This is a genomic window from Massilia paldalensis (assembly GCF_044901715.1).
Taxonomy (GTDB): domain Bacteria; phylum Pseudomonadota; class Gammaproteobacteria; order Burkholderiales; family Burkholderiaceae_D; genus Telluria; species Telluria paldalensis.
In genome coordinates this window covers 94752-114762 of sequence record NZ_JBJCIU010000002.1, presented here as the reverse complement: position 1 = coordinate 114762, position 20011 = coordinate 94752, and the positions used below count along the sequence as shown (strand labels likewise).

The following is a 20011-nucleotide window of genomic DNA, read 5'->3' as shown; positions in this document are numbered from 1 at the left end:
CGCCGGCGTCTACACTGCGCATGCAAAATCGGGTCCCTGCCTTCGCAGGGACGACGTATCGATTAAGCAGTTTTACCGAGGCGTTCGATGAAGCCGTGGATCAGCGCCACCATGTCCTTGGCCGCGACGGCCGCGTACTTCAGCGTCTGCTCGTGCGACAGCGGGAACGGGGTCAGGCCCTCGGCCAGGTTGGTGATGGCGGACAGGCCGGCCACCTTCAGGCCGCAGTGGCGTGCCGAGATCACTTCCGGCACCACCGACATGCCGACCACGTCGGCGCCCAGCGCCTTGAACGCGCGGATTTCGGCGGCGGTCTCGAAGTTCGGGCCCGGGCAGGCCAGGTACACGCCTTCGGCCAGGGTGATGCCCTTCTCTTCGGCGGTCGCCTTCACCAGCGCGCGCATGTCGGCGTCGTAGGCATTGGCCATGCTGAAGAAGCGCGGGCCGAAGCGCTCGTCGTTCGGGCCGGCCATCGGGCTGCCCGGCAGCAGGTTGATGTGGTCGTTCAGGACGACGACGCTGCCCGCGTCCACTTCCGGACGCAGCGAGCCGGCCGCGTTCGTGACGAACAGCAGTTCGCAGCCGATCAGCTTGAAGGTGCGCACGGCGGACGTCATCACGCCCGGGCCGTAGCCTTCGTAGAAGTGGCCGCGGCCCTTCATGCACACGACCGGCACGCCGGCCAGCATGCCGAGGACCAGTTCGCCGGCGTGGCCGTGCACGGTACTGATCGGGAAGCCCGGCAGGTCGGCATAGCTGATCGAGACGGCATCCGTCATCTGCTCGGCCAGCACGCCGAGGCCGGAACCGAGGATCAGGGCCACGCGCGGCGTGAAGCCCGGCTTGCGGGCACGGATGACGTCGGCGGCTTCGAAGGGGGTGTTGCTGAACTGGTGAGTGGTCATGGTCGGAATGGGTCGAGGATGTGGTATGCCGGCAGGAACGGTGGGTTCCGGCGCAGAGTCGTCAGTGGAATTGGGGGGAATTGCCGAACTATGCATTATCCCGGATTGGTATGGCAAATACCATTTTTCTGGACGATTTATATGTGAAAGATATAAATTAGCTGCCAAGGTCTACGTTGACGCTATTCAGACAATTGTCTAACATTAAAAACAAAAGTTTAACGCGGTTCCCTACGTGAGCGAATACTCTAAAAAACAACAATTGCTCGAGTTGATACGGTCGAATCCGTTCATCGCGCAGCAGGACCTGGCCAACCAGCTGGGCTTGTCGCGCTCGGCCGTGGCCGGCCATATCGCCGGCCTGATCCGCGAGCGCAAGCTGCTCGGCCGCGCCTACGTGCTGCCGGACCGCCGGCCCGTCGTCTGCATCGGTGCCGCCAACCTGGACCGCAAGCTGCGCTCGCACGCGCCGCTGGCCATGGGCACGTCGAATCCCGCGACCCAGACCGAATCGTTCGGCGGCGTGGCGCGCAACATCACCGAGAACCTGGCGCGCCTGGGCAGCCCGGTGGCGCTGCTGACGGCGATCGGCGGCGACAGCTCGGGCGCCGCCCTGCTCGCCCATGCCGAGACGGTGGGCATCGATACCCGCGGCGCGCTGCGCCTGGACGATGTCTCGAGCGGCACCTACACGGCGCTGCTGGACCAGGACGGCGAGATGGTCGTCGCGCTGGCCGACATGGCCCTGTACGACCGCATCGACCCCGCCTTCGTGGCCGCGCGCCAGGCCCAGGTCGCGACGGCCGCCCTCCTCGTCGCCGACCTGAACCTGCCGGCGCAGACCATCGAGGCGCTGGTCGGCCAGGCGCGCCGCGCGGAGGTGCCGCTGGTGCTGGTTGCCGTGTCCGAGCCGAAGATGGCGCGCCTGCCGCGCGACCTGGCCGGCGTGCGCCTCTTGATCCTGAACGCCGGCGAACTGGCGGCGCGCGTGGGCCGTCCGCTCGACGGCGACGCCGCGCTGGAAGCCGCCATGCGCGAGGTGCAGGCCCAGGGCGTGCGCGACGTGGTCGTCACCCGCGGCGCGGACGGCGTGCTGGTCACCGTCGGCGGCGCTGCTGGCGGCACCACTGGCGGCACGATCGCGCGCCTGCCGGCGCCGCCGGCCGACGTGGTCGACGTGACCGGCGCCGGCGACGCCTTCGCGGCCGGCGTGTGCTGGTCGCTGGTGCAGGCCGATGGCCATGGCGAGGGCGACCTGGTGCTCGCATGCCGCCGTGGCCTGCAATTGTCGGCGCTGACGCTCGCCACCGCCGAGACCGTGCACCCCGACCTGCATCCCGAGAGCCTGGCCGGCGCCCCTACCCACATGCCTTTCAACGAACAGGACTGATCCATGCAAGCCTTCCTCCAATTCTCCCCCGAAGTCCAGGCCGCGCGCGCCGCCGGCAAACCCGTCGTCGCCCTCGAGTCGACCATCATCTCGCACGGCATGCCGTATCCGCAGAACGTGCAGACGGCGCGCGAGGTCGAGCAGGTGATCCGCGACGCGGGCGCGGTGCCGGCCACCATCGCCCTCATCGACGGCAAGGTCTGCATCGGCCTGTCGGACGACCAGCTGGAACTGCTGGGCCAGTCGAAGGATGCGCTGAAAGTCAGCCGGCGCGACCTGGCCTACGTGCTGGCCACGAAAAAGCTGGGCGCCACCACCGTGGCCGCCACCATGATCTGCGCGCGCCTGGCCGGCATCGAGGTGTTCGTCACGGGCGGCATCGGCGGCGTGCACCGCGGCGCCGAGACCAGCTTCGACATCTCCGCCGACCTGCAGGAACTGGCGCAGACGGGCGTGGCCGTCGTGTGCGCCGGCGTGAAGTCGATCCTGGACATCGGCCTGACGCTGGAATACCTGGAGACGCACGGCGTGCCGGTCATCAGCGTGGGCCAGCCGGGTTTCCCCGCCTTCTTCACGCGCGAAAGCGGTTTCAACGCCGACTTCCAGCTCGACAGCCCGGAAGACCAGGCACGCTTCATCCGCACCAAGTGGCAGCTCGGCCTGGCCGGCGGCGTGGTGGTCAGCAATCCGGTGCCGGAAGCGGCGGCCATGCGCAACGACGAGATCGACGGCATCATCGCCCAGGCGCTGCGCGAGGCCGACGAACAGGGCGTCAAGGGCAAGGCCGTCACGCCCTTCCTGCTGGCGCGCATCAAGGAACTGACGGGCGGGCGCAGCCTGGCCACGAACATCGCCCTCGTCAAGCACAATGCCCTGGTCGGCGCGCGGCTGGCCGTCGCGCTGGGCAGGACGGCCCACGAGTAAGACCCAACCGCAGCAAGCATTGCGAGCACGCCCATGTCGATCGACCTGAAGCAGTTGAAATACTTCCTGGCGGTGGCCGAAGAAAAGAGCTTCAGCCGCGCCGCCGAACGCCTGCACATCTCGCAGCCTCCCCTGTCGCAGCAGATCATGAAGCTCGAGAGCGAGCTCGGGGTGCGCCTGTTCGCGCGCACCACGCGCAGCTTCGAGCTGACCGTGGCCGGCAAGGCCTTGATGCACGAGGCGGCCGACCTGCTGGGCCGCATGCGCATGACCATCGACACCATCCGCCAGATCGACCGCGGCGAGGTCGGAAGGCTGCGCGTGGGCATCGTGGGCTCGGCGATGTGGGGGCCGATCCCGGGCCTGCTGGAGCAGTTCCAGAGCCAGTACCCGCGCGTGACCTGGACCATCCACGAACTCGGTCCGAACGACCAGTGGGATGCGCTGCGCGCGAAGCAGATCGACGTGGGTTTCTGGCGCGAGCCGCGCGTGGACGACGACGCGCTCAGGCACGCCAGCCTGCGCCAGGAGCTGGCGTTCCAGGAGAGCTTCTGCGTGGCCGTCAATGCGCGCCATCCGCTGGCGCAGCGGGACGCGGTCGACCTGGCCGACATCGCGGGCGAGCCGATGCTGACGCTGCACCTGGACCAGTCGGCCGAGCCGCGCTACCTGATCCAGTGCTGCGTGGCCGCCGGCTTCCAGCCCACCATCTTCCAGGAAGCGGCGGAGCCGCAGACGCTGCTGGCCATGGTGGGCGCGGGCCTGGGCGTGGCCCTGATGCCGCAGACCACCAGCCGCATCGGCTGGCCGGGCGTGCGCTTCCTGCCCATCCGGGCCGACGCGCCGTCGGCCAACCTGTACATCACGTATCCGGTGCAGGACGACGCGCCCGTGGTCAGGGCCTTCCTCAACATCCTCCATCCAGCGGAATAGCGTGCAATGGTGGGCACGGCCGTGCCCACCCTACCGTGGTCGCGGCAGCGACGCGATCAATGCGTGGCGCCGCCCGCCTCGGTTACGTCCTCGTCGGCCGTGACGCTCACCTCGACGGCGATGCGCAGGCCGTCGACGATGTCCTTCAATGCCATCGAGGGCGGACGCTCCGGACGGTCGGCCGCCTGCTCGGGCAGGAAGGGCACGTGGATGAAGCCCGCCTTCAGGGCGCTGTGGCCGACGGCATGGTGCATCAGGCCGTAGAACACGTGGTTGCAGACGAAGGTGCCGGCCGTCTGCGAGACGCCGGCCGGGAAGCCGCGCAGGCGCAGCGCGCGCACGATGGCCTTGATCGGCAGCGTGCTGAAATAGGCGGCGGGGCCGCCCGCGATGATCGCCGTGTCGACCGGCTGGGCGCCCGCGTTGTCGACGATGGTGGCGTCGTCGATGTTGATCGCCACCCGCTCGACCGAGATCTCGGGACGGCCGCCGGCCTGGCCCACGGCGATGACGATGTCCGGCTGCACGGCCGCCACGGCTTCCAGCAGCGCGACGTTCACGCGCCCGAATTCGCAGGGCAGCTGGCGCGCCACCACCTGGAAGCCGGGCCCGGACCAGCCGTCGAGCGCGCGCGCCGCTTCCCAGGACGGATTGATGGCGGCGCCGTTGAAGGGCTCGAAGCCGGTCAGCAGGATGGTCTTGGTGGCGGTCGGTGTTGCGCTGGTGGGGGTCGTCGTCGTCATGTTTCGCTCATTCGTACATCAGTGATGCATCAGGAAATACAGCAGGAAGATGTTCGCGACGAGCACCGGCAGGGCGGTCGGCACCTGGGCCTTGATCACGGCGTGCTTGTCCGGCAGTTCCAGCAAGGCCGCCGGCACCACGTTGAAATTGGCCGCCATCGGCGTCATCAGGGTGCCGCAGTAGGCGCTGAACATGCCGATCGCGGCCATCACGGCCGGATTCGCATGGTAGCTGCCGACCAGCACCGGAATGCCGATGCCGCCCGCGATCACGGGAAAGGCCGCGAAGCCGTTGCCCATCACGACGGTAAATAATGCCATGCCGATGCAAAACGCGGCGCAGGCGAGGAATGGCGAATCGAGCGGGATCGCCGTCGTGACGACGTGGGCCACCGCCTTGCCCACCCCTGCCTCGGCGAACAGCAGGCCCAGCACGGCCAGCATGTGCGGCAGCACGACGGCCCAGCCCATCGCGTCGACCAGGCGGCGCGCCTCGCGCACGCCCTGCCACGGCGTGGCGCGGGTGACCACGCAGGCCAGCGCCAGCGCGGCCACGGCGCCACAGCCCATGCTCACCAGCGTCAGGTTCTTCGGATCGAGCAGCGGACGCAGGTCGACCGTCGCATCCTTGAGCAGCGTGGAGCCGATCACGGTGACGACGGGAATCGCCAGCGCCGGCAGCAGCAGCCTGCCGCCCAGGCGCGCGCTGCTGGCAAGACGTTCGTCTTCCGGCGGCACGGCGGCGCGTCCGGGGCGCACCAGGCCGCAGCCGGCGACGAGCGCCATCGCGATCATCAGCGCTCCCGCCGCCGCCGCCGGCAAGCGCTCGCCTGCCAGGTACAGCAAGGCGTACATGCCCCAGAACAGCGCGGTGGAGAAGCGGCGCGGATTGGCGCGGTCGCGCAGATTCATGACGGCGACGGCTGCGAACAGCAGGCCCACCAGCACGTAGAAATGGTCGATCGAGACGATCATCGCGCCACCTCGCGGCGCAGGCGTGCGTCCAGCCGGCGCAGGTTCCAGGCGTGCACCACGAACGCCGTGATGGCCGTCGGGATGCCCCACAGCGCCATGTGCAGCGGATCGACCTCGATGCCTTCGGCGCGCAGGATGGTCTGCATCAGCACGATGGCGCCGAAGGCGACGAAGATGTCCTCGCCGAAGAACAGGCCGACGTTGTCGGTGGCCGCGCTCATGGCGCGGATGCGCAGGCGCTGCGCCTCGTCCAGGGTGCCGCCCCGTTGCTGCGCTGCCGCCTCGGCCGCCGCCTCGGCCATGGGCGCCACCAGCGGGCGCACCATGTTCGGATGGCCGCCCAGGCTCGTCAGGCCGAACGCGGCCGCCGTCTCGCGCGCCAGCAGGTAGACGGTGAGCAGGCGCCCCGCCGTGGCCGAGCGCACCCGGGCGATGCGCGTCTGCGCGTACTCCTTCAGGCCGAAGCGTTCGAGCAGGCCGATCGCGGCCAGCGGCAGCAGCAGGATCAGCGGCAGGTTGCGGGTCTTGACGAAGGCGCTGCCCAGGGTCTCGAGGATCTGCAGCGGCGCCATCGCCGCGGCGGCACCGGTGACGCCGCAGGCGGCGACCACGACGAGCACCGGATGGGCGCGCAGCAGGAATCCGGCCACGACGACGGCGATGCCGAGCAGCGGCCACAGGTTGACGGCGGTATGCATGGGATGTCGACTGAGTTGTTGTTGTAAGAATATTACCTCAGTGCTCGATCCATCATGCATGAGCCGGCGCCGCGGCCGTCGTCCGCGGCGGCGTCGCTTTTACGCAGGATAACGCCGACCTGCACACGCCGGCTGGCGCATATTGAGCGCACGCATGATGCTCGCCGCCCCGCACCGTAACCTCTTTCCGTCTTTGCTCATCGTTCCGGGACCGATCATGCGTGCCTTCACTTCCCCTTCTTCACGGCTGTCGTCCTGCCTGCTGGCGGCGGTCGTCGCTGCCGGCCTGAACGGCTGCGGCGGCGAAGTCGCCGTCGGCTTCGGCTGGCATTCCGGGCCGCACTGGCCCGACCATCCGGACTGGCCCAGCTATCCCGACCGTCCGCAGGGCGCGACGGGCCTGTTCCCGATCGCCGGCGACATCTGCGGCCAGTGCACCACCACGCGCGACGGCACGGGCCCGGACGCGCGTTTCAACGCGCCGCAAGGCATCGGCGCCGACGATGCGGGCAACCTGTACGTGGCGGAGCCGGCCAGCGCCGTCATCCGCAAGATCACGCCGGCCGGCGTGGTCACCACGCTGGCTGGCAGTCCCGGCGTCATTGGCCAGGCGGATGGACAGGGCGCCGCGGCGCGCTTCAACACGCCCACCCGGCTCACCACCGATGCCGGTGCCAACGTCTATGTCACCGACACGGGCAATTCCACCGTGCGCCGCATCACGTCAGGGGGACTGGCCGGCACCGTGGCCGGCAGCGGCAGCTGCGGGAGCCAGGACGGCCGCGGCACGTTCGCGCAATTCTGCTCGCCGCGCGGCATCGCGCTCGACCGCCACGGCAACCTGTGGGTGGCCGACAGCGGCAACCACACGGTGCGCCGCATCGACCAGGCCGGCAACGTCAGCACCGTGGCCGGCAGCCCCGGCGTGTGCGGCAGCCGCGACGGCAAGGGCGGGCAGGCGCGCTTCTGCGACCCGCAAGATGTCGGCGTGGACCAGTGGGACAATGTGTACGTCGTCGACACGGGCAACTCGACCGTGCGCATGATCGACGAGGACGGCACGGTGACGACGCTGGCGGGCCAGGCGGGGCAATGCGGCAGCAACGACGGCAGCCCGGGCGTGTCGCGGCTGTGCGCGCCGTCCGGCATCGCCGTCGAGGGCAACGACCTGTACGTCACGGACACGGGCAATGCGACGGTGCGCCGCATCAACCTCGACAACGTCACCAGCACGGTGGCGGGGGTGCCGGGCCGCCAGCAGATCGTGCTGGGCGCCCTGCCCGGCGGCCTGGAGCGCCCGATCGGCATCACGCTGGCGCCGGACCGCTCGTTCGCGCTGACCGCGCACAATATGGTGGTCAAGCTGCTGCCGCCGCGCTGAGGCGCGGCAAGCCGGCGTCTGTCGAACGGCTCGCTGCGTCAAACTCGATGCGACAGACTCAAGGCGGCAGACTCAATGCGGCAAATGCAGGCGTTCGAGCAACAGGTCGAGCGGTGCCCAGCCGTCCGCACCGGCTTCGATCGACGCAGGCGCCACACCCTGGATGACGTCGCGCTTGAAGGACTGCGGGGCAAACCAGAGCCGGCCATCACGCCTGACCACCTGGGACCAGCGCACCCGGTTGCCATCCAGGTGGACGAGGATGGGGCCATGCTCCAGCGGAAACACCAGCTGCCCCCACTCGCCCATGCCGTTGTCGACATCCTTGAGACCGGGCTTGTCGTCACCGAGCAGCACCTGCTCGATGCGGAAGCGGGTGTGCTGGCAGCCGCCTTCGTTGCTCACGCACACGAAGGGCCGGCCATCGGGCGTCGTCGTCGGGCACGAGGACGGGCACTCGGGTGCGCCGCGCGGCACCAGCGTGATCCGCTCGACGCGGCCGACCAGCAGCGATTCCCCGGCCAGTGCCGGAATCCCGGCGCCGCACAGGGATGCCGCAGCGAGTGCCATGCACCAAAGGCGGCGCATCGATGCCTCAGGCGGGCCGCACGGGCGTCGCCGCGTCCTTGCCGATCGCCGTGTTCCACTGGCGCACGCGCCAGCTTTTCACGAGACCGTGGGTGACGTAGGGGTCGGCCTGCGCGAAGCGTTCGGCCGCCTCCGGCGAATCGCCGGAGAACAGCAGCAGCGCGGTGTCGAACGGGTCGGGCAGCGCGCCGGCGATCACGAGTTCGCCGCGTTCGTGGGCATCCCAGCCCAGTTTCAGGTGCGCGTCGCGGAATTCGCCGCGGCGTTCGAAATAATCGTCGGACAGCTCATACATCAAGAGGTAGTGCACGTGGTCTCCCTGACAGGTGGTCGAAAACACAATGAGTGTAGACCATATCGGGCAAGCCTTCAGGCCGGTCGCCAGCGCCACGCGACACCGTATCAGTGCCCACCGTTCCCGGCCGCGCGCAGGGCCGCGGCCTGCGCCACGATGGCGGCCGCATGCCGGCTCGCCTGCGCCACCTGCGCGGGACTCAAGTCCTTGCCGACGATGTGCAGGAAGGGACCGTTGAACGGAATCGCCTCCTGCTCCGCCGCGCCGTCGAGCTCGACCATGATGTCACGCAGCGCCATGCCGTAGGCCAGCGCGTCCTGGGGGTTGACGACGATGGCCGGATTGTCGAACAGCAGGCCCGTGAACAGCAGGTACAGCCCGGTCCAGCTGCCCTGTTCCGCGCGTCCCCGCGCCAGACCGCTGACGCGCTCCTTCCATTCCCTGACGAGCGGATCGTCGGGCCGGGTCTGCAGCGCACTGGGGTCGCCGAACGGCCCCTCCTCCAAGAGTGGCCCGAGCGCCTCGTCCAGGCCGCCCCGTGCCGCGCGCTCCAGGTAATCGGTGCGCGCCATCTTCATCCGCTCCGTCAGCGCGCCGCAGAAGCGCGCGGGGTCGGCGATCGGCTCGGCCACGGCCGTGTCGAGCCGCGTCGCGGGCTGCGGCAGGCGGCCGTCGCGCTGCCAGGCGCTGCAGGCGTTCAGCAGCCACCAGGCGCGGTAGGCATCCGTGGGGTCGGCGCTAGCGCCCAGTGTGTCGAGACGCTGGGCCAGGGTGGCGGCCGGCGGCGGCATCGGTGCCGCCGGCGCGGCCGTCAGCCGCTCCGACAGCCAGGGTTCCGGCGACATGGCCCCTGGCGCCGGCGCGGACGCCAGGACGGCTGGCACGTCCACGGGATCCGTGCCACCGGCATCGCGGCGCGCCAGCGAAATGCCCAGGCAGGCGCCGAGGCCGAGGCCCATCGCCAGTACTGCCGCTGCCGTCTTCGTCCGTTCTACGCTGCCCCCCACCGCCTCCAATTCCTGGCGCCAGCCTAGCAAAGGGGAAGGATGCCAACAACGGGCGCGCTGTAACAAGCTGTTGCAGGAATACCAATCCGGCCTTTCTGTAGCCTATAGTCAACACTTTTGATGGGCAGCGCACGGAAAAACGGCGTGGCAGGCGTAGACTGAATGCATGAGCAAACGCGCGAGCATGGCGCAAACGAAAGCAAGAGCAAGAGCACGATCGGCAGCACGACCAGGAGCACGACCAGGAGCACGATGATGAGCACGATGAGCACCCGCAACAAGATTGCCGCCGGCATGGCCGGCTTCGCCAGCATGGTCTGGCTGGGCCTGACGGCGGCCGTGGCCGCCAACCAGCGCCGCCTCGTGTTCAATCCCAACGTCGAGCGCGAAGTAAAGAGTCCGCGCAGCAGCGGCCACCGCACCCGCCCCGTCGTGCTGCGCGCGAAGGACGGCACGCGCCTGTCCGGCTGGCTGATGACGCCGCGCATCGCGGGCCGCCACCCGGCCGTCGTCTATTTCGGCGGACGCTCCGAGGAAGTGTCCTGGGTCGTGCGCGACGCGGGCAAGCTGTTTCCCGACATGGCCGTGCTGGCCGTGAACTACCGCGGCTATGGCGAGTCGCATGGCGTGCCGGCCGAGATCCACATGGTCGAGGATGGCTGCATGCTGTTCGACTGGATGGCGGCCCGCGTCCACGTCGACCCTGACCGCATCGCCGTGGTCGGGCGCAGCCTCGGTTCCGGCGTGGCCGTGCAGGTCGCCAAGGAGCGGCCCGCCCATTCCGTCGTGCTGATCACGCCTTACGATTCGATCGTCGCGATCGCCAAGCGCAAGTTCCGCGTGATGCCGGTCGAGTACATGCTGCGCCACCGCTTCGAGTCGATCAAGTACGCGCCCGCGCTCAAGGCGCCGACCTATGTGCTGCGCGCGGCCAGCGACGACATCGTGCCCCACTCGCACACCGACCAGCTGGTCGCCAAGCTGGCCACGCTGTGCGGCGACGACGTCGTGCCCGGTTCCGACCACCTCGACATCCCCTACCTGGAAGACACGCAGGCGCGCATCGCCCGCTTCCTCACGACGCAGTTCGCCCGTCCGCTCGAGGCCGCCGCCGGCGGCACCGCCACGCTGCCCGCCATCCTCGAGACGGCGGCGCAGGCCGACGGCATCGTGCTGGCAAGCACGGCCCAGCTGGAAGAAGCACACCATTGATGCCCGCTCGACGCCCATTGGCGTCATGACGCTGCCAATTATTTGTGGTTTTCCGTGAGAAAGTGCCAAAAGTTGTCGCCATTTATATTTCAACTAAATAAATTGCGAAGTAAAATCGAATTTGCCACGAGTAAACGGACTGATGCATAGTTGCCAAGCCGGATCGCGCCGACCGCCGCCATGCGGGAGCGCACCGCCCGCTGTACCGGGCCCGGCGTCCGGCCCCGACGCGATCTCCATCGCGACCCCAGGACTTCTTCAGTGTTGAGCGAGCCGCCGGCGTTTGCGCCGCGGCCACGCCATGTCCTGCCGTCGCGAGCGCCCGTGCAAAGCCGCCCAACGCAGCCGTTGTGCCGGTTACAATATAGGATTCCCAGGAGCACACCATGAGATTCAAGCAGTTCAGTATGGCGATCGCGGCCTTCTGCCTCGCCGGCGGCGCCGCTGCCGCTGCGATGCCCAGGTTCGCCGTCGTCTACGATGCTGGCGGCAAGTTCGACAAGTCGTTCAACCAGTCCGCGGCCGAGGGCGTCGAGCGCTTCAAGAAGGAAACCGGCCTGAACGTCTTCGAAGCCCAGGCCAGCAGCGATACCCAGGCCGAACAGGTGCTGCGCGCGCTGGCGCGCAAGAAGCTCGAGCTGATCGTGTCGATCGGTTTCTCCCAGACCCAGGCCGTGCAGAAGGTCGCGGCGGAATACCCGAAGGTGCACTTCGCGATCATCGACGGCAATGCCGTCGGCAAGAACATCAATTCGATCCTGTTCAAGGAACAGGAAGGCTCCTACCTGGTCGGCATCGCCGCGGCGATGGCCGCCAAGTCGGGCAAGGTCGGCTTCGTGGGCGGCATGGACATTCCGCTGATCCGCGCCTTCGCCTGCGGCTACGTGCAGGGCGCGAAGGCCGTCAATCCGAAGATCGAGGTGCAGCAGAACATGGTGGGCACCACCGCCGCGGCCTGGAACGACCCGGCCAAGGGCGGCGAGCTGGCCCGCGCCCAGTTCGACCGCGGCGCCGACGTGGTGTTCGCCGTGGCCGGGGGTTCCGGCCTGGGCGCGCTGCAGATGGCCAAGGCCAAGGGCAAGCTGGCGATCGGCGTGGACTCGAACCAGAACGACGTGCAGCCCGGTTTCGTCCTGACCTCGATGGTCAAGCAGGTCGGCAACGCCGCCTACGACGCCTTCACGCAGGCCAAGAACGGCCAGTTCCAGGCCGGCATGAGCTACAAGGGCCTGAAGGAAGGCGGCGTCGACTGGGCGCTCGACAAGAACAACCGCGCCATCGTCCCGGCGGCGATGGAGCAGCGCGTGACGGCGGCCCGTGCCGACATCATCAGCGGCAAGATCAAGGTCGTCGACTATCGCGCGGCCGGTTCCTGCCCGCAGTAAGCGCATCGATTTACCCGTACCACGAGGAAGCGCGCCGCGCCGGTCAGTCCGGCGCGGCGCGTTTTTTGAAAGCATGCATTCCAAACCAACGACAACAGACCGCTATGCAGCCAGCCGTAGAATTTCGCAACATTAGCAAAGCCTTCGGGGCGGTGCAGGCGAATGCCGACGTCAGCTTCGCGATCGCCAAGGGCTCGATCCACGGCGTGATCGGCGAGAACGGCGCCGGCAAGTCGACCCTGATGAGCATCCTGTACGGCTACTACAATGCCGACGACGGCCAGGTGCTGATCGACGGCCAGCCGCAGGACATCCGCACCAGCCACGAGGCCATCGCCCTGGGCATCGGCATGGTGCACCAGCACTTCATGCTGGTCGAGAACATGACGGTGCTCGACAACGTCATGCTGGGCAACGAGGGCGGCATCAAGCTGGCCGCCAAGCGCGGCGAGGTCGAAGCCAGGCTGCGCGAGATCTGCGCGCGCTACCGCCTCGACGTCGACCCGCGCGCCACCGTGCACGACCTGTCGGTGGGCGCCCAGCAGCGCGTCGAGATCCTCAAGCAGATCTACCGCAGCGCCGAGATCCTGATCCTGGACGAGCCGACCGCCGTGCTGACGGCGCAGGAGACGGCGTCGCTGTTCGAGATCCTGCGGCTGTTCAAGGAACAGGGCAAGACCATCATCCTGATCACCCACAAGCTCCAGGAGATCATGGACATCACCGACGAAGTGACGGTGATGCGCGCCGGCCGCGTGGTCGGCGCCGTCCAGACCCGCGAGACCTCGAAGGAGCAGCTGGCCAACATGATGGTGGGCCGCCCGATCCAGAGCGAGCTGCCGCGCGCGCCCTACAAGCCGGGCGCCGAGGTGATGAAGGTGTCGAACCTGCAGCTGAAGGATGCCAACGGCGTCGCCCTGCTGTCCGACATCGACTTCACGCTGCGCGCGGGCGAGATCGTCGCCATCGCGGGCGTCTCGGGCAACGGCCAGAGCGAACTGCTGGAGATCCTGTCGGGCATGCGCCTGCCGACCTCCGGCCGCGTCGAATTCCTCGGCAGCGACCTGCCCTATGGCGGCCGCGCCAACGCCGACGGCCTGCCGGCCACCTTCCGCCGGCTGGGCATCGGCCACGTGCCGGAAGACCGCCTGCGCGACGGTGTGATCAAGGATTTCTCGGTCATGCAGAACACCGTGTTCGGCTACCAGGACGAGGTCAAGAACCGCGTCGGCCTGTTCGACTTCAAGAAGATCGCCCAGCGCTGCGCGGGCCTGATGCAGGCCTTCGACGTGCGTCCGAACAATCCCGACCTGCGCATCGGCCTGCTCTCGGGCGGCAACCAGCAGAAGGTCGTGATCGCGCGCGAAGTCGCGGCCTGCCCGAAGCTGATGCTGGTGGGCCAGCCGACCCGCGGCGTCGACATCGGCACCATCGAAAGCATCCACACCCAGCTGCTGCGCCTGCGCGACGAAGGCGTGGCCATCCTGCTGTCCTCGGTGGAACTGGAAGAAGTGCGCGCGCTGGCCGACCGCATCATCGTGATGTCGGGCGGACGCATCACCGGCATCCTGCCGATCGACGAATTCGACACCACCCGCATCGGCCTCTTGATGGGCGGCTTGCACAAGTCCTGATCCGACATGAAAAAGACTGAACTACCTCGCTGGGCCACGGGTTTCGTCCTGCCCATCCTGAACCTGCTGTCGGCACTCGTCGTGGCCGGCTTCGTCATCCACCTGCTCGGCGAAAGCCCGACGGAATCGCTGGCGATCCTGTTCGACAGCGCGATCGTGAACCCGGAAGGCCTGGCCTACACGATGTTCTACGCGTCGACCTTCATCTTCACCGGCCTGGCGGTCTCGATCGCCATGCAGGCGGGCCTGTTCAACATCGGCGCCGAAGGCCAGATGTACGTGGGCGGCCTGGGCCTGACGCTGGCCATGCTGGCGTTCGACGCCCACCTGCCCGGCTGGCTGCTGATCCCGGCCGGCATGATCGGCGCCGCCCTGTTCGGCGCGCTGTGGGCCTTCCTGCCCGGCTACCTGCAGGCCAAGCGCGGCAGCCACGTGGTGGTCACGACCATCATGTTCAACTTCATCGCCGCCAGCCTGATGAACTACCTGATCATCAAGATGATCCCGGCGGGCGAGCAGAACCCGGCCTCGCGCGTGTTCTCCAGCGCCGCCGAGCTGCCGCTGCTGAACGCCTGGTTCCCCGTGCTGGGCGACACCCCGCTCAACATCTGCTTCCTGCTGGCGATCGCCGCCCTGGTACTCTACCGCTTCGCCGTGTGGCGTTCGTCCTGGGGCTACAAGCTGCGCGCCACCGGCCTGAACGCCCACGCCGCCCACTACGCGGGCGTGCGCATCAGCCGCACCATCATCGTGGCGATGCTCGTCTCGGGCGCGCTGGCGGGCCTGGCCTCGGTCAACTCGATCCTCGGCTCGACCCACTACCTGTCGCTGAACTTCCCGGCCGGCGCCGGCTTCATCGGCATCGCGATCGCGCTGATGGGACGCCAGACCCCCGTCGGCATCTTCCTGTCCTCCGTGCTGTTCGGCGCGCTGATCCAGGGCGGCTTCGATCTGTCGCTGGAAAAACCGAACATCCCGCAGGAGACCTTCATCTTCATCCAGGGCCTGATCATCCTGTTCTGCGGCGCGATGGAAAACTTCTATGCGCCGGCCCTGCTGAAACTCATCAACCTCACGAGCAAGAAAGAGGCATGACATGGAAGACTTCCACATCGCCAGCATCATCGTCTCCACCATCCGCAACGCGCCGGTCCTGATGTTCGCCGCCATGGCGGGCCTGTTCGCCGAACGTTCCGGCGTGGTGGACATCGGCCTGGAAGGCAAGATCCTCGCCTCGGCGTTCGTCTCGGCCGCCGTCGCCTATTCGACCCAGAACCCGTGGTACGGCATCCTCGCCGGCATCGCCGTGTCGGTGGCGCTGGCGATGGTGCAGGCCTTCGTCTCGATCACCCAGAAGGGCAACCAGCTGGTGTGCGGCATCGCGATCAACATCGCCATGAGCGGCCTGACCTTCGTGCTGGCGCAGTTCTTCTTCCAGCAGGGCGGACGCACGCCGGACCTGGGCGGCGCGCGCCTGGCCGACGTGGTCCTGCCCGGCACCGCCGCGCTGGAGAACATCCCCTTCATCGGCTGGCTGTACGGCCACGTGATCGGCAACCAGTCGGTCCTCGTGTACCTGGCCTTCCTGCTGGTGCCCGTCGTGCACTGGGTCGTCTACCACAGCCGCTTCGGCCTGCGCCTGCGCGCCTGCGGCGAGAACCCGCACGCGGCCGACGCGGCCGGCGTCTCGGTCGAGCGCACCCGCTACCTGGCGATGTTCGTCGCCGGCGTGCTGTGCTCGTTCTCGGGTGCCTACCTCGCCATCGTCCAGAGCGGCTTCTTCCTGCGCGACATGTCGGCCGGCGCGGGCTACCTGGCGCTGACGGCCCTCGTGTTCGGCAACTGGCGTCCCGTCTACACGGTGCTGGGCTGCCTGATGTTCGGCATGTTCGGCGCGATCCAGATCCAGCTCGAAGGCGTCGACCTGCCGGTGGTGGGACAGATCCCGGGTTCGCTGATCCAGATGATCCCGTACGTCGTGACGGTGCTGGTGCTGGCGGGCGTGATGGCCAAGTCGGTGGCGCCGAAGGCGATCGGCAAGCCGTTCGTCAAGTCGCGTTAAGCGCGTCAAGCGCGTCAAGCGCAAACGCCATGGTGGGCATCCCTGCCCGCCATGGCGTTCGTCTTTCCTTCATTCGTTGGAATACGCCGGCCGCTGCGACCGCGCGAACGTCCACGCCAATCCCACCCCCGCCGACGTCCCCGTCGACTTGCGCAGCAGCGGACTGTCCTCGTTGGCCGCGCCCGAATACGATTCCACACGCACGAAGCCGAACAGGCGCAGGTCCGGATCGACTCGCCAGGTGCCGCTCACGCCCGTGCGCACGAGCAGCAGGCCGGCGTCGGCCCGGTACGCCGCACGGTCTGGCGTCGCGTACTGCGGCGCCACCTCGTAGAAATAACGGTTGATGCGGCGGTCGCCGAACACGGCGCCCAGCTGCGCCTCCAACGTCCAGCGCGCGCCGTCGCCGCGCGTTTCCCACACGAGCCGCGGCTCCGTCGTCCAGCCCTGGCGGCGCAGCCCTCCCCTGCCCTCGATCACGGCGCGCAGCGGCAATTCGGCGCGCAGGCGGCCGCGCTCGCCGAAGTCGGCGAATTTGTATTTCACGCGCGGGCCGAATTCGACCAGCGTGCCGAGGTCGGGCATGCCGCGGCGCGCGGCGACGTCGTCCGAATGGGCGGGCAGCGCGCCGGAAAAGCCGATGTCGAACTCGACGCGGTCCGTATTCAGCAGCCGCGCGCCCACGCCGTTCTGGTCGGCGCGCAGCACCTTGCCGCGGTAGAGGAAGTACGGCAGCACGAGGCCGCGGTTGGAGCGGTCGTCGGCGCCGGGATAGGCGGGCATGGTCAGGGCGGCGGCGCCGATGCCGGCTTCCCACAGGGGGAGCGTGCGTTGTTCGGCGGGGTCGGCAGGGTCGGCGGCGGCGCTTGCCGAGGCGGCAAGCAGGATGGCGGCCAGGAGGGGTGGTGTCTTCATGATCGTCGGCGTGGTGGAGGCGCGATCATTCTACCGCCATCGAAACGTCGCCCCTGCGCAGGCAGGGGCCCAATTTGTGCGAACGCTACGTCTGCGCCGGCAGCACTTGGGCCCCTGCCTGCGCAGGGGCGACGGGTCAAACGGGACGGCTTACGGCCAGATCGCCTGCAGCAGCTCGGCCAGGTGATAGCCGCCCTTCACCAGCTGGGTACGCGCCAGCGCCGAACTCGGCACCGGGTAATCCTTCGGCACCTCCAGCGTCCAGGTGTAATAGGTCTCGCCCTTCTTGCTCGTCTGCGGCGTCAGCTTGCCGACGGTGACGCCCGCATAGGCCTGCTTGGAGGCCACGAGCGCATCGTCGGCCCACTGGTAGGCCCAGGTGATCGGCGCGCCCGTGTTCGGCGCCAGCGCTGGCCTGGAGTCGATCGCCCACTGGGCGAACTGGTCCGGCGTCTTCACGCGGTTGCGGCGGAAGGCGTAGTCGACCGTGGTGCTGTCCCAGTAGGAGTGGAACGGCTTCGTCAGCGCCTTCGGCACGCCCGGCTTGACTTCCTTCGGCTCGCCCGGCGGGATGACGCCGGCGCTGATCTTCTCGAGCCAGTCCTCGTTCATCAGCAGGTTGTTGCCGCCGCGCGAATCGAAGACGGCCGTCTCGTCGATCTCGGCCTGCGTCTTCGGCACGACGAACTTGCCGTCCTTGGACACGAAGGCCGCACCCACGTGCAGCGGCTGGTGGATGTCGCCGACCAGGTGGACGACGAGGATCAGCGCCTGGCGCTTGCTGAACTTGTGCGGGTTCGTCTCCGGCGTGTCCTTGCCCTGCAGGACGGAGATCGCCTGCTTGAGCGTCTGCACGATGTCGACGTCGGCCGTGCCCACGGCGCCATCGTGGTAATGGTCGAGCTGGAACGGCACGTCCGTGTAGTGGTATTCGCTGTGGCGCGGATTGGCGTTCACGTACTCGATCATGTCCGGCGTCTGCGGACCGCACCAGTTGCCCTTGACGCAGTCGGGCCAGGTGGAGACGGATTGCAGGGTTTCGCCCTGCAGCAGGATGGCCTTGACCTGGATTTCCGCATCGCTGCCCTTGAGCAGGCGGTCGGCGATGGCGCCCACGGCGCGGTGGCCGTCGGTGCCCCAGGCCAGGGCGCCCTGCGAGACGAAGGCGCCGGCCAGTGCGATGGCGCAAGCGAGTTGTTTCATGGTGGTTCCTCGGTTCGGTATGGAATTCAACGCAGCTTCGTGATCGGGGATTGCGCGGCCACACCGGCCGCGCCCGTTTCGGGATGCTGCTTCAGGAAGGCGATCAGCGCATCGAGGTCGGCGATGCCCGTGTCCTTGCGATTGCTTCCTTGCGCGAACATCGGGAAGCCGTCGCCCCCTTCGGCCAGGAAGTTGTTGGCGACGACGCGGTAGGTCTGCTTGTCCTGGACCGCCTTGCCGTCCACCTTCAGGCTGCCCGGGACGATGCGGCGGCCCTTCGGCTGCGTGCTGTCCCACTGGTAAGCGAGGTTGCGCGACGCCCCCAGCGTGGTCGAGCCTTCCTTGCGGTCCCACTGCTGTTCCAGCAGCGTGCGCAGCTGCGCGCCCGTCAGGTCCATCAGGACCAGGGTATTGTTGAACGGGGACACGGCCTGGGCCTGGCCGAACGTGACGACGCCGCCGTCTCCCGACTGCAGGTCGTTGCGCATGCCGCCCGGGTTCACGAAGCCGACCTGCGCGCCCTGCCCGCGCACGGCGGCCAGCGCGGCATCGGCGACCACGCCGCCCAGCATCGACTGGCCGGCATCGTTCTGCTTGCGGGTCACGAGCGGCGCGGCGATGCGCGCCACTTCCTTGTCGAGCACGGCCTGGCTGCGTGCGCGCACGTCCTTCAGCCATGCCGTCAGTTGCGCATCCGGGGTGAAGGCGCCCGGCGCCATCACGACGTTGCGCACGTCGATGTCCTCGACGGTGCCGCTGACGGGGTCGACCTTCATCTTGATGCGCGACAGCAGGTGGCCGTAGGCGTCGCCCTGGGTCACGACGCGGCCGTCGACCTTGCACAGGTAACCCTTGTGCGAGTGGCCCGAGATGACGAGGCGGATGGCCGGATCGAGGCGCTTGACGATGCCGACGATCGGACCTTCGAGGCCGTCGCAATAGACCTTGTCGAACGGTTCGCCCGTGTGGCCGCCTTCATGGATCAGCACGACGAAGACCTGGGCGCCGGCCGCGCGCATGGCGGGCAGCTGGGCGTTGATGGCGTCGGCCTCGTCGCCGAACGCCAGGCCGCGCACGCCCGACGACGTCACCACCGACGGCACGCCCTTCAGCACGGCGCCCACGAGGCCGACCTTGACGCCCTTGACGTCGACGACGCGCCACGCCGGCACGAGGGTCTTGCCGGTCTCCGTATCGGTGACGTTGGCGGCCAGGTAGGTGTAGCCGGCGCCCTTGAAGCCCTGGTCGTAGCGGCAGGCCTTTTCCGGACGCGGCGAATCGCAGCCGCCGTGCTGCTGGCGCAGCAGTTCCTTCTTGCCCGGATCGAATTCGTGGTTGCCCAGCGAGCTCGCGGCCAGGCCGATGCGGTCCATGGCGGCCAGCGTCGGCTCGTCGGCGAACAGGCCGGACAGCGCCGGGCTGGCGCCGATCAGGTCGCCGGCGGCGACGAGCAGCGTGTCCTTGTCTTCCTTGCGGAACGCCTGCATGGCGCCGCCGATCAGGTCGATGCCGCCGGCCTGGATCGTCACCGGTTCCTTCGCGCCCGGCGGCGTGTAGGTGTAGCGGGTCGGTTCCAGGTTGCCGTGGAAGTCGTTCAGGGCGACCAGGTTGATCTCGACGGGCGCGGAAGCGGTCGGTGGGCGGGATGCGGGCGTGGACGGCGCCGTGGCGCAACCGGCCAGCAGCAGGGCCAGCACGGCGCTGGAGACGAGGGTACGTGGGAACATTCGGTAAATACTTTTCGGAGTTGAAAGTAAAAGC

Annotated in this window: 19 protein-coding genes; 9 read left to right on the top strand and 10 right to left on the bottom strand. The window is 68.3% G+C overall.

The window, feature by feature from the left end:
• Nucleotides 1–62: 62 nt before the first annotated feature.
• Nucleotides 63–905, bottom strand: coding sequence for a xanthosine phosphorylase (gene xapA, locus ACI1V7_RS10325; RefSeq protein WP_404531675.1), 843 nt, complete (start codon nucleotides 903–905; stop codon nucleotides 63–65).
• 235 nt (nucleotides 906–1140) lie between these two features.
• On the opposite strand from xapA, the gene ACI1V7_RS10320 reads away from it, so the two are divergent.
• The 3 genes from ACI1V7_RS10320 to ACI1V7_RS10310 are packed head-to-tail and all read left to right on the top strand — an operon-like array spanning nucleotide 1141 to nucleotide 4152.
• On the top strand, nucleotides 1141–2295 hold the full coding sequence (locus tag ACI1V7_RS10320; protein WP_404531673.1) for a carbohydrate kinase: 1155 nt from the start codon (nucleotides 1141–1143) through the stop codon (nucleotides 2293–2295).
• A gap of 3 nt (nucleotides 2296–2298) precedes the next feature.
• The gene (locus tag ACI1V7_RS10315) at nucleotides 2299–3219 is read left to right on the top strand and encodes a pseudouridine-5'-phosphate glycosidase (RefSeq protein ID WP_404531671.1); all 921 of its coding nucleotides are present in this window, start codon (nucleotides 2299–2301) and stop codon (nucleotides 3217–3219) included.
• 33 nt (nucleotides 3220–3252) lie between these two features.
• Nucleotides 3253–4152, top strand: coding sequence for a LysR family transcriptional regulator (locus tag ACI1V7_RS10310; protein WP_404531670.1), 900 nt, complete (start codon nucleotides 3253–3255; stop codon nucleotides 4150–4152).
• Between the two features lie 56 nt (nucleotides 4153–4208).
• Here the strand turns inward: ACI1V7_RS10310 and pcp are convergent, their stop codons facing one another.
• The 3 genes from pcp to ACI1V7_RS10295 are packed head-to-tail and all read right to left on the bottom strand — an operon-like array spanning nucleotide 4209 to nucleotide 6568.
• The gene (gene pcp / locus ACI1V7_RS10305) at nucleotides 4209–4895 is read right to left on the bottom strand and encodes a pyroglutamyl-peptidase I (protein ID WP_404531669.1); all 687 of its coding nucleotides are present in this window, start codon (nucleotides 4893–4895) and stop codon (nucleotides 4209–4211) included.
• An 18-nt stretch (nucleotides 4896–4913) separates the two neighbouring features.
• On the bottom strand, nucleotides 4914–5870 hold the full coding sequence (locus ACI1V7_RS10300) for a DUF979 domain-containing protein (RefSeq protein ID WP_404531668.1): 957 nt from the start codon (nucleotides 5868–5870) through the stop codon (nucleotides 4914–4916).
• Nucleotides 5867–6568: a DUF969 domain-containing protein gene (locus ACI1V7_RS10295; protein WP_404531667.1), complete on the bottom strand. Its 702-nt coding sequence runs from the start codon at nucleotides 6566–6568 to the stop codon at nucleotides 5867–5869. The genes ACI1V7_RS10300 and ACI1V7_RS10295 overlap by 4 nt, the downstream gene beginning before the upstream one ends.
• A 217-nt stretch (nucleotides 6569–6785) precedes the next feature.
• Between ACI1V7_RS10295 and ACI1V7_RS10290 the strand changes: the two genes are divergently transcribed.
• Nucleotides 6786–7949, top strand: a complete 1164-nt coding sequence (locus ACI1V7_RS10290) for an NHL domain-containing protein (RefSeq protein ID WP_404531666.1) — start codon at nucleotides 6786–6788, stop codon at nucleotides 7947–7949.
• A gap of 72 nt (nucleotides 7950–8021) precedes the next feature.
• Here ACI1V7_RS10290 and ACI1V7_RS10285 read toward each other — a convergent pair whose 3' ends face one another.
• The 3 genes from ACI1V7_RS10285 to ACI1V7_RS10275 all read right to left on the bottom strand — a co-directional run bounded on the left by ACI1V7_RS10285 (nucleotide 8022) and on the right by ACI1V7_RS10275 (nucleotide 9839).
• The gene (locus ACI1V7_RS10285; RefSeq protein ID WP_404531665.1) at nucleotides 8022–8519 is read right to left on the bottom strand and encodes a hypothetical protein; all 498 of its coding nucleotides are present in this window, start codon (nucleotides 8517–8519) and stop codon (nucleotides 8022–8024) included.
• A 25-nt stretch (nucleotides 8520–8544) separates the two neighbouring features.
• On the bottom strand, nucleotides 8545–8847 hold the full coding sequence (locus ACI1V7_RS10280) for a YciI-like protein (protein WP_404531664.1): 303 nt from the start codon (nucleotides 8845–8847) through the stop codon (nucleotides 8545–8547).
• 92 nt (nucleotides 8848–8939) lie between these two features.
• The gene (locus ACI1V7_RS10275; protein ID WP_404531663.1) at nucleotides 8940–9839 is read right to left on the bottom strand and encodes a hypothetical protein; all 900 of its coding nucleotides are present in this window, start codon (nucleotides 9837–9839) and stop codon (nucleotides 8940–8942) included.
• Nucleotides 9840–10133: 294 nt separating this feature from the next.
• Between ACI1V7_RS10275 and ACI1V7_RS10270 the strand changes: the two genes are divergently transcribed.
• From ACI1V7_RS10270 to ACI1V7_RS10250, 5 genes are all read left to right on the top strand, one after another.
• A complete protein-coding gene (locus ACI1V7_RS10270) occupies nucleotides 10134–11051 on the top strand; it encodes an alpha/beta hydrolase (RefSeq protein ID WP_404532507.1) in 918 nt (305 codons plus the stop codon).
• A 386-nt stretch (nucleotides 11052–11437) separates the two neighbouring features.
• Nucleotides 11438–12436 (top strand): BMP family lipoprotein, encoded by a 999-nt coding sequence (locus tag ACI1V7_RS10265; RefSeq protein WP_404531662.1) that lies wholly within the window; start codon nucleotides 11438–11440, stop codon nucleotides 12434–12436.
• A gap of 104 nt (nucleotides 12437–12540) precedes the next feature.
• A complete protein-coding gene (locus ACI1V7_RS10260) occupies nucleotides 12541–14070 on the top strand; it encodes an ABC transporter ATP-binding protein (protein ID WP_404531661.1) in 1530 nt (509 codons plus the stop codon).
• Nucleotides 14071–14076: 6 nt separating this feature from the next.
• Complete coding sequence (locus tag ACI1V7_RS10255) at nucleotides 14077–15165, top strand: ABC transporter permease (RefSeq protein WP_404531660.1); 1089 nt, start codon at nucleotides 14077–14079, stop codon at nucleotides 15163–15165.
• Nucleotide 15166: 1 nt separating this feature from the next.
• Nucleotides 15167–16132: an ABC transporter permease gene (locus ACI1V7_RS10250; protein ID WP_404531659.1), complete on the top strand. Its 966-nt coding sequence runs from the start codon at nucleotides 15167–15169 to the stop codon at nucleotides 16130–16132.
• A 69-nt stretch (nucleotides 16133–16201) separates the two neighbouring features.
• On the opposite strand, the gene ACI1V7_RS10245 is transcribed toward ACI1V7_RS10250, so the two are convergent.
• The 3 genes from ACI1V7_RS10245 to ACI1V7_RS10235 all read right to left on the bottom strand — a co-directional run bounded on the left by ACI1V7_RS10245 (nucleotide 16202) and on the right by ACI1V7_RS10235 (nucleotide 19977).
• A complete protein-coding gene (locus ACI1V7_RS10245) occupies nucleotides 16202–17047 on the bottom strand; it encodes a MipA/OmpV family protein (RefSeq protein WP_404531658.1) in 846 nt (281 codons plus the stop codon).
• Nucleotides 17048–17197: 150 nt separating this feature from the next.
• The gene (locus ACI1V7_RS10240) at nucleotides 17198–18250 is read right to left on the bottom strand and encodes a S1/P1 nuclease (RefSeq protein ID WP_404531657.1); all 1053 of its coding nucleotides are present in this window, start codon (nucleotides 18248–18250) and stop codon (nucleotides 17198–17200) included.
• Between the two features lie 26 nt (nucleotides 18251–18276).
• Nucleotides 18277–19977: a bifunctional metallophosphatase/5'-nucleotidase gene (locus ACI1V7_RS10235; protein ID WP_404531656.1), complete on the bottom strand. Its 1701-nt coding sequence runs from the start codon at nucleotides 19975–19977 to the stop codon at nucleotides 18277–18279.
• Nucleotides 19978–20011 lie beyond the last annotated feature (34 nt).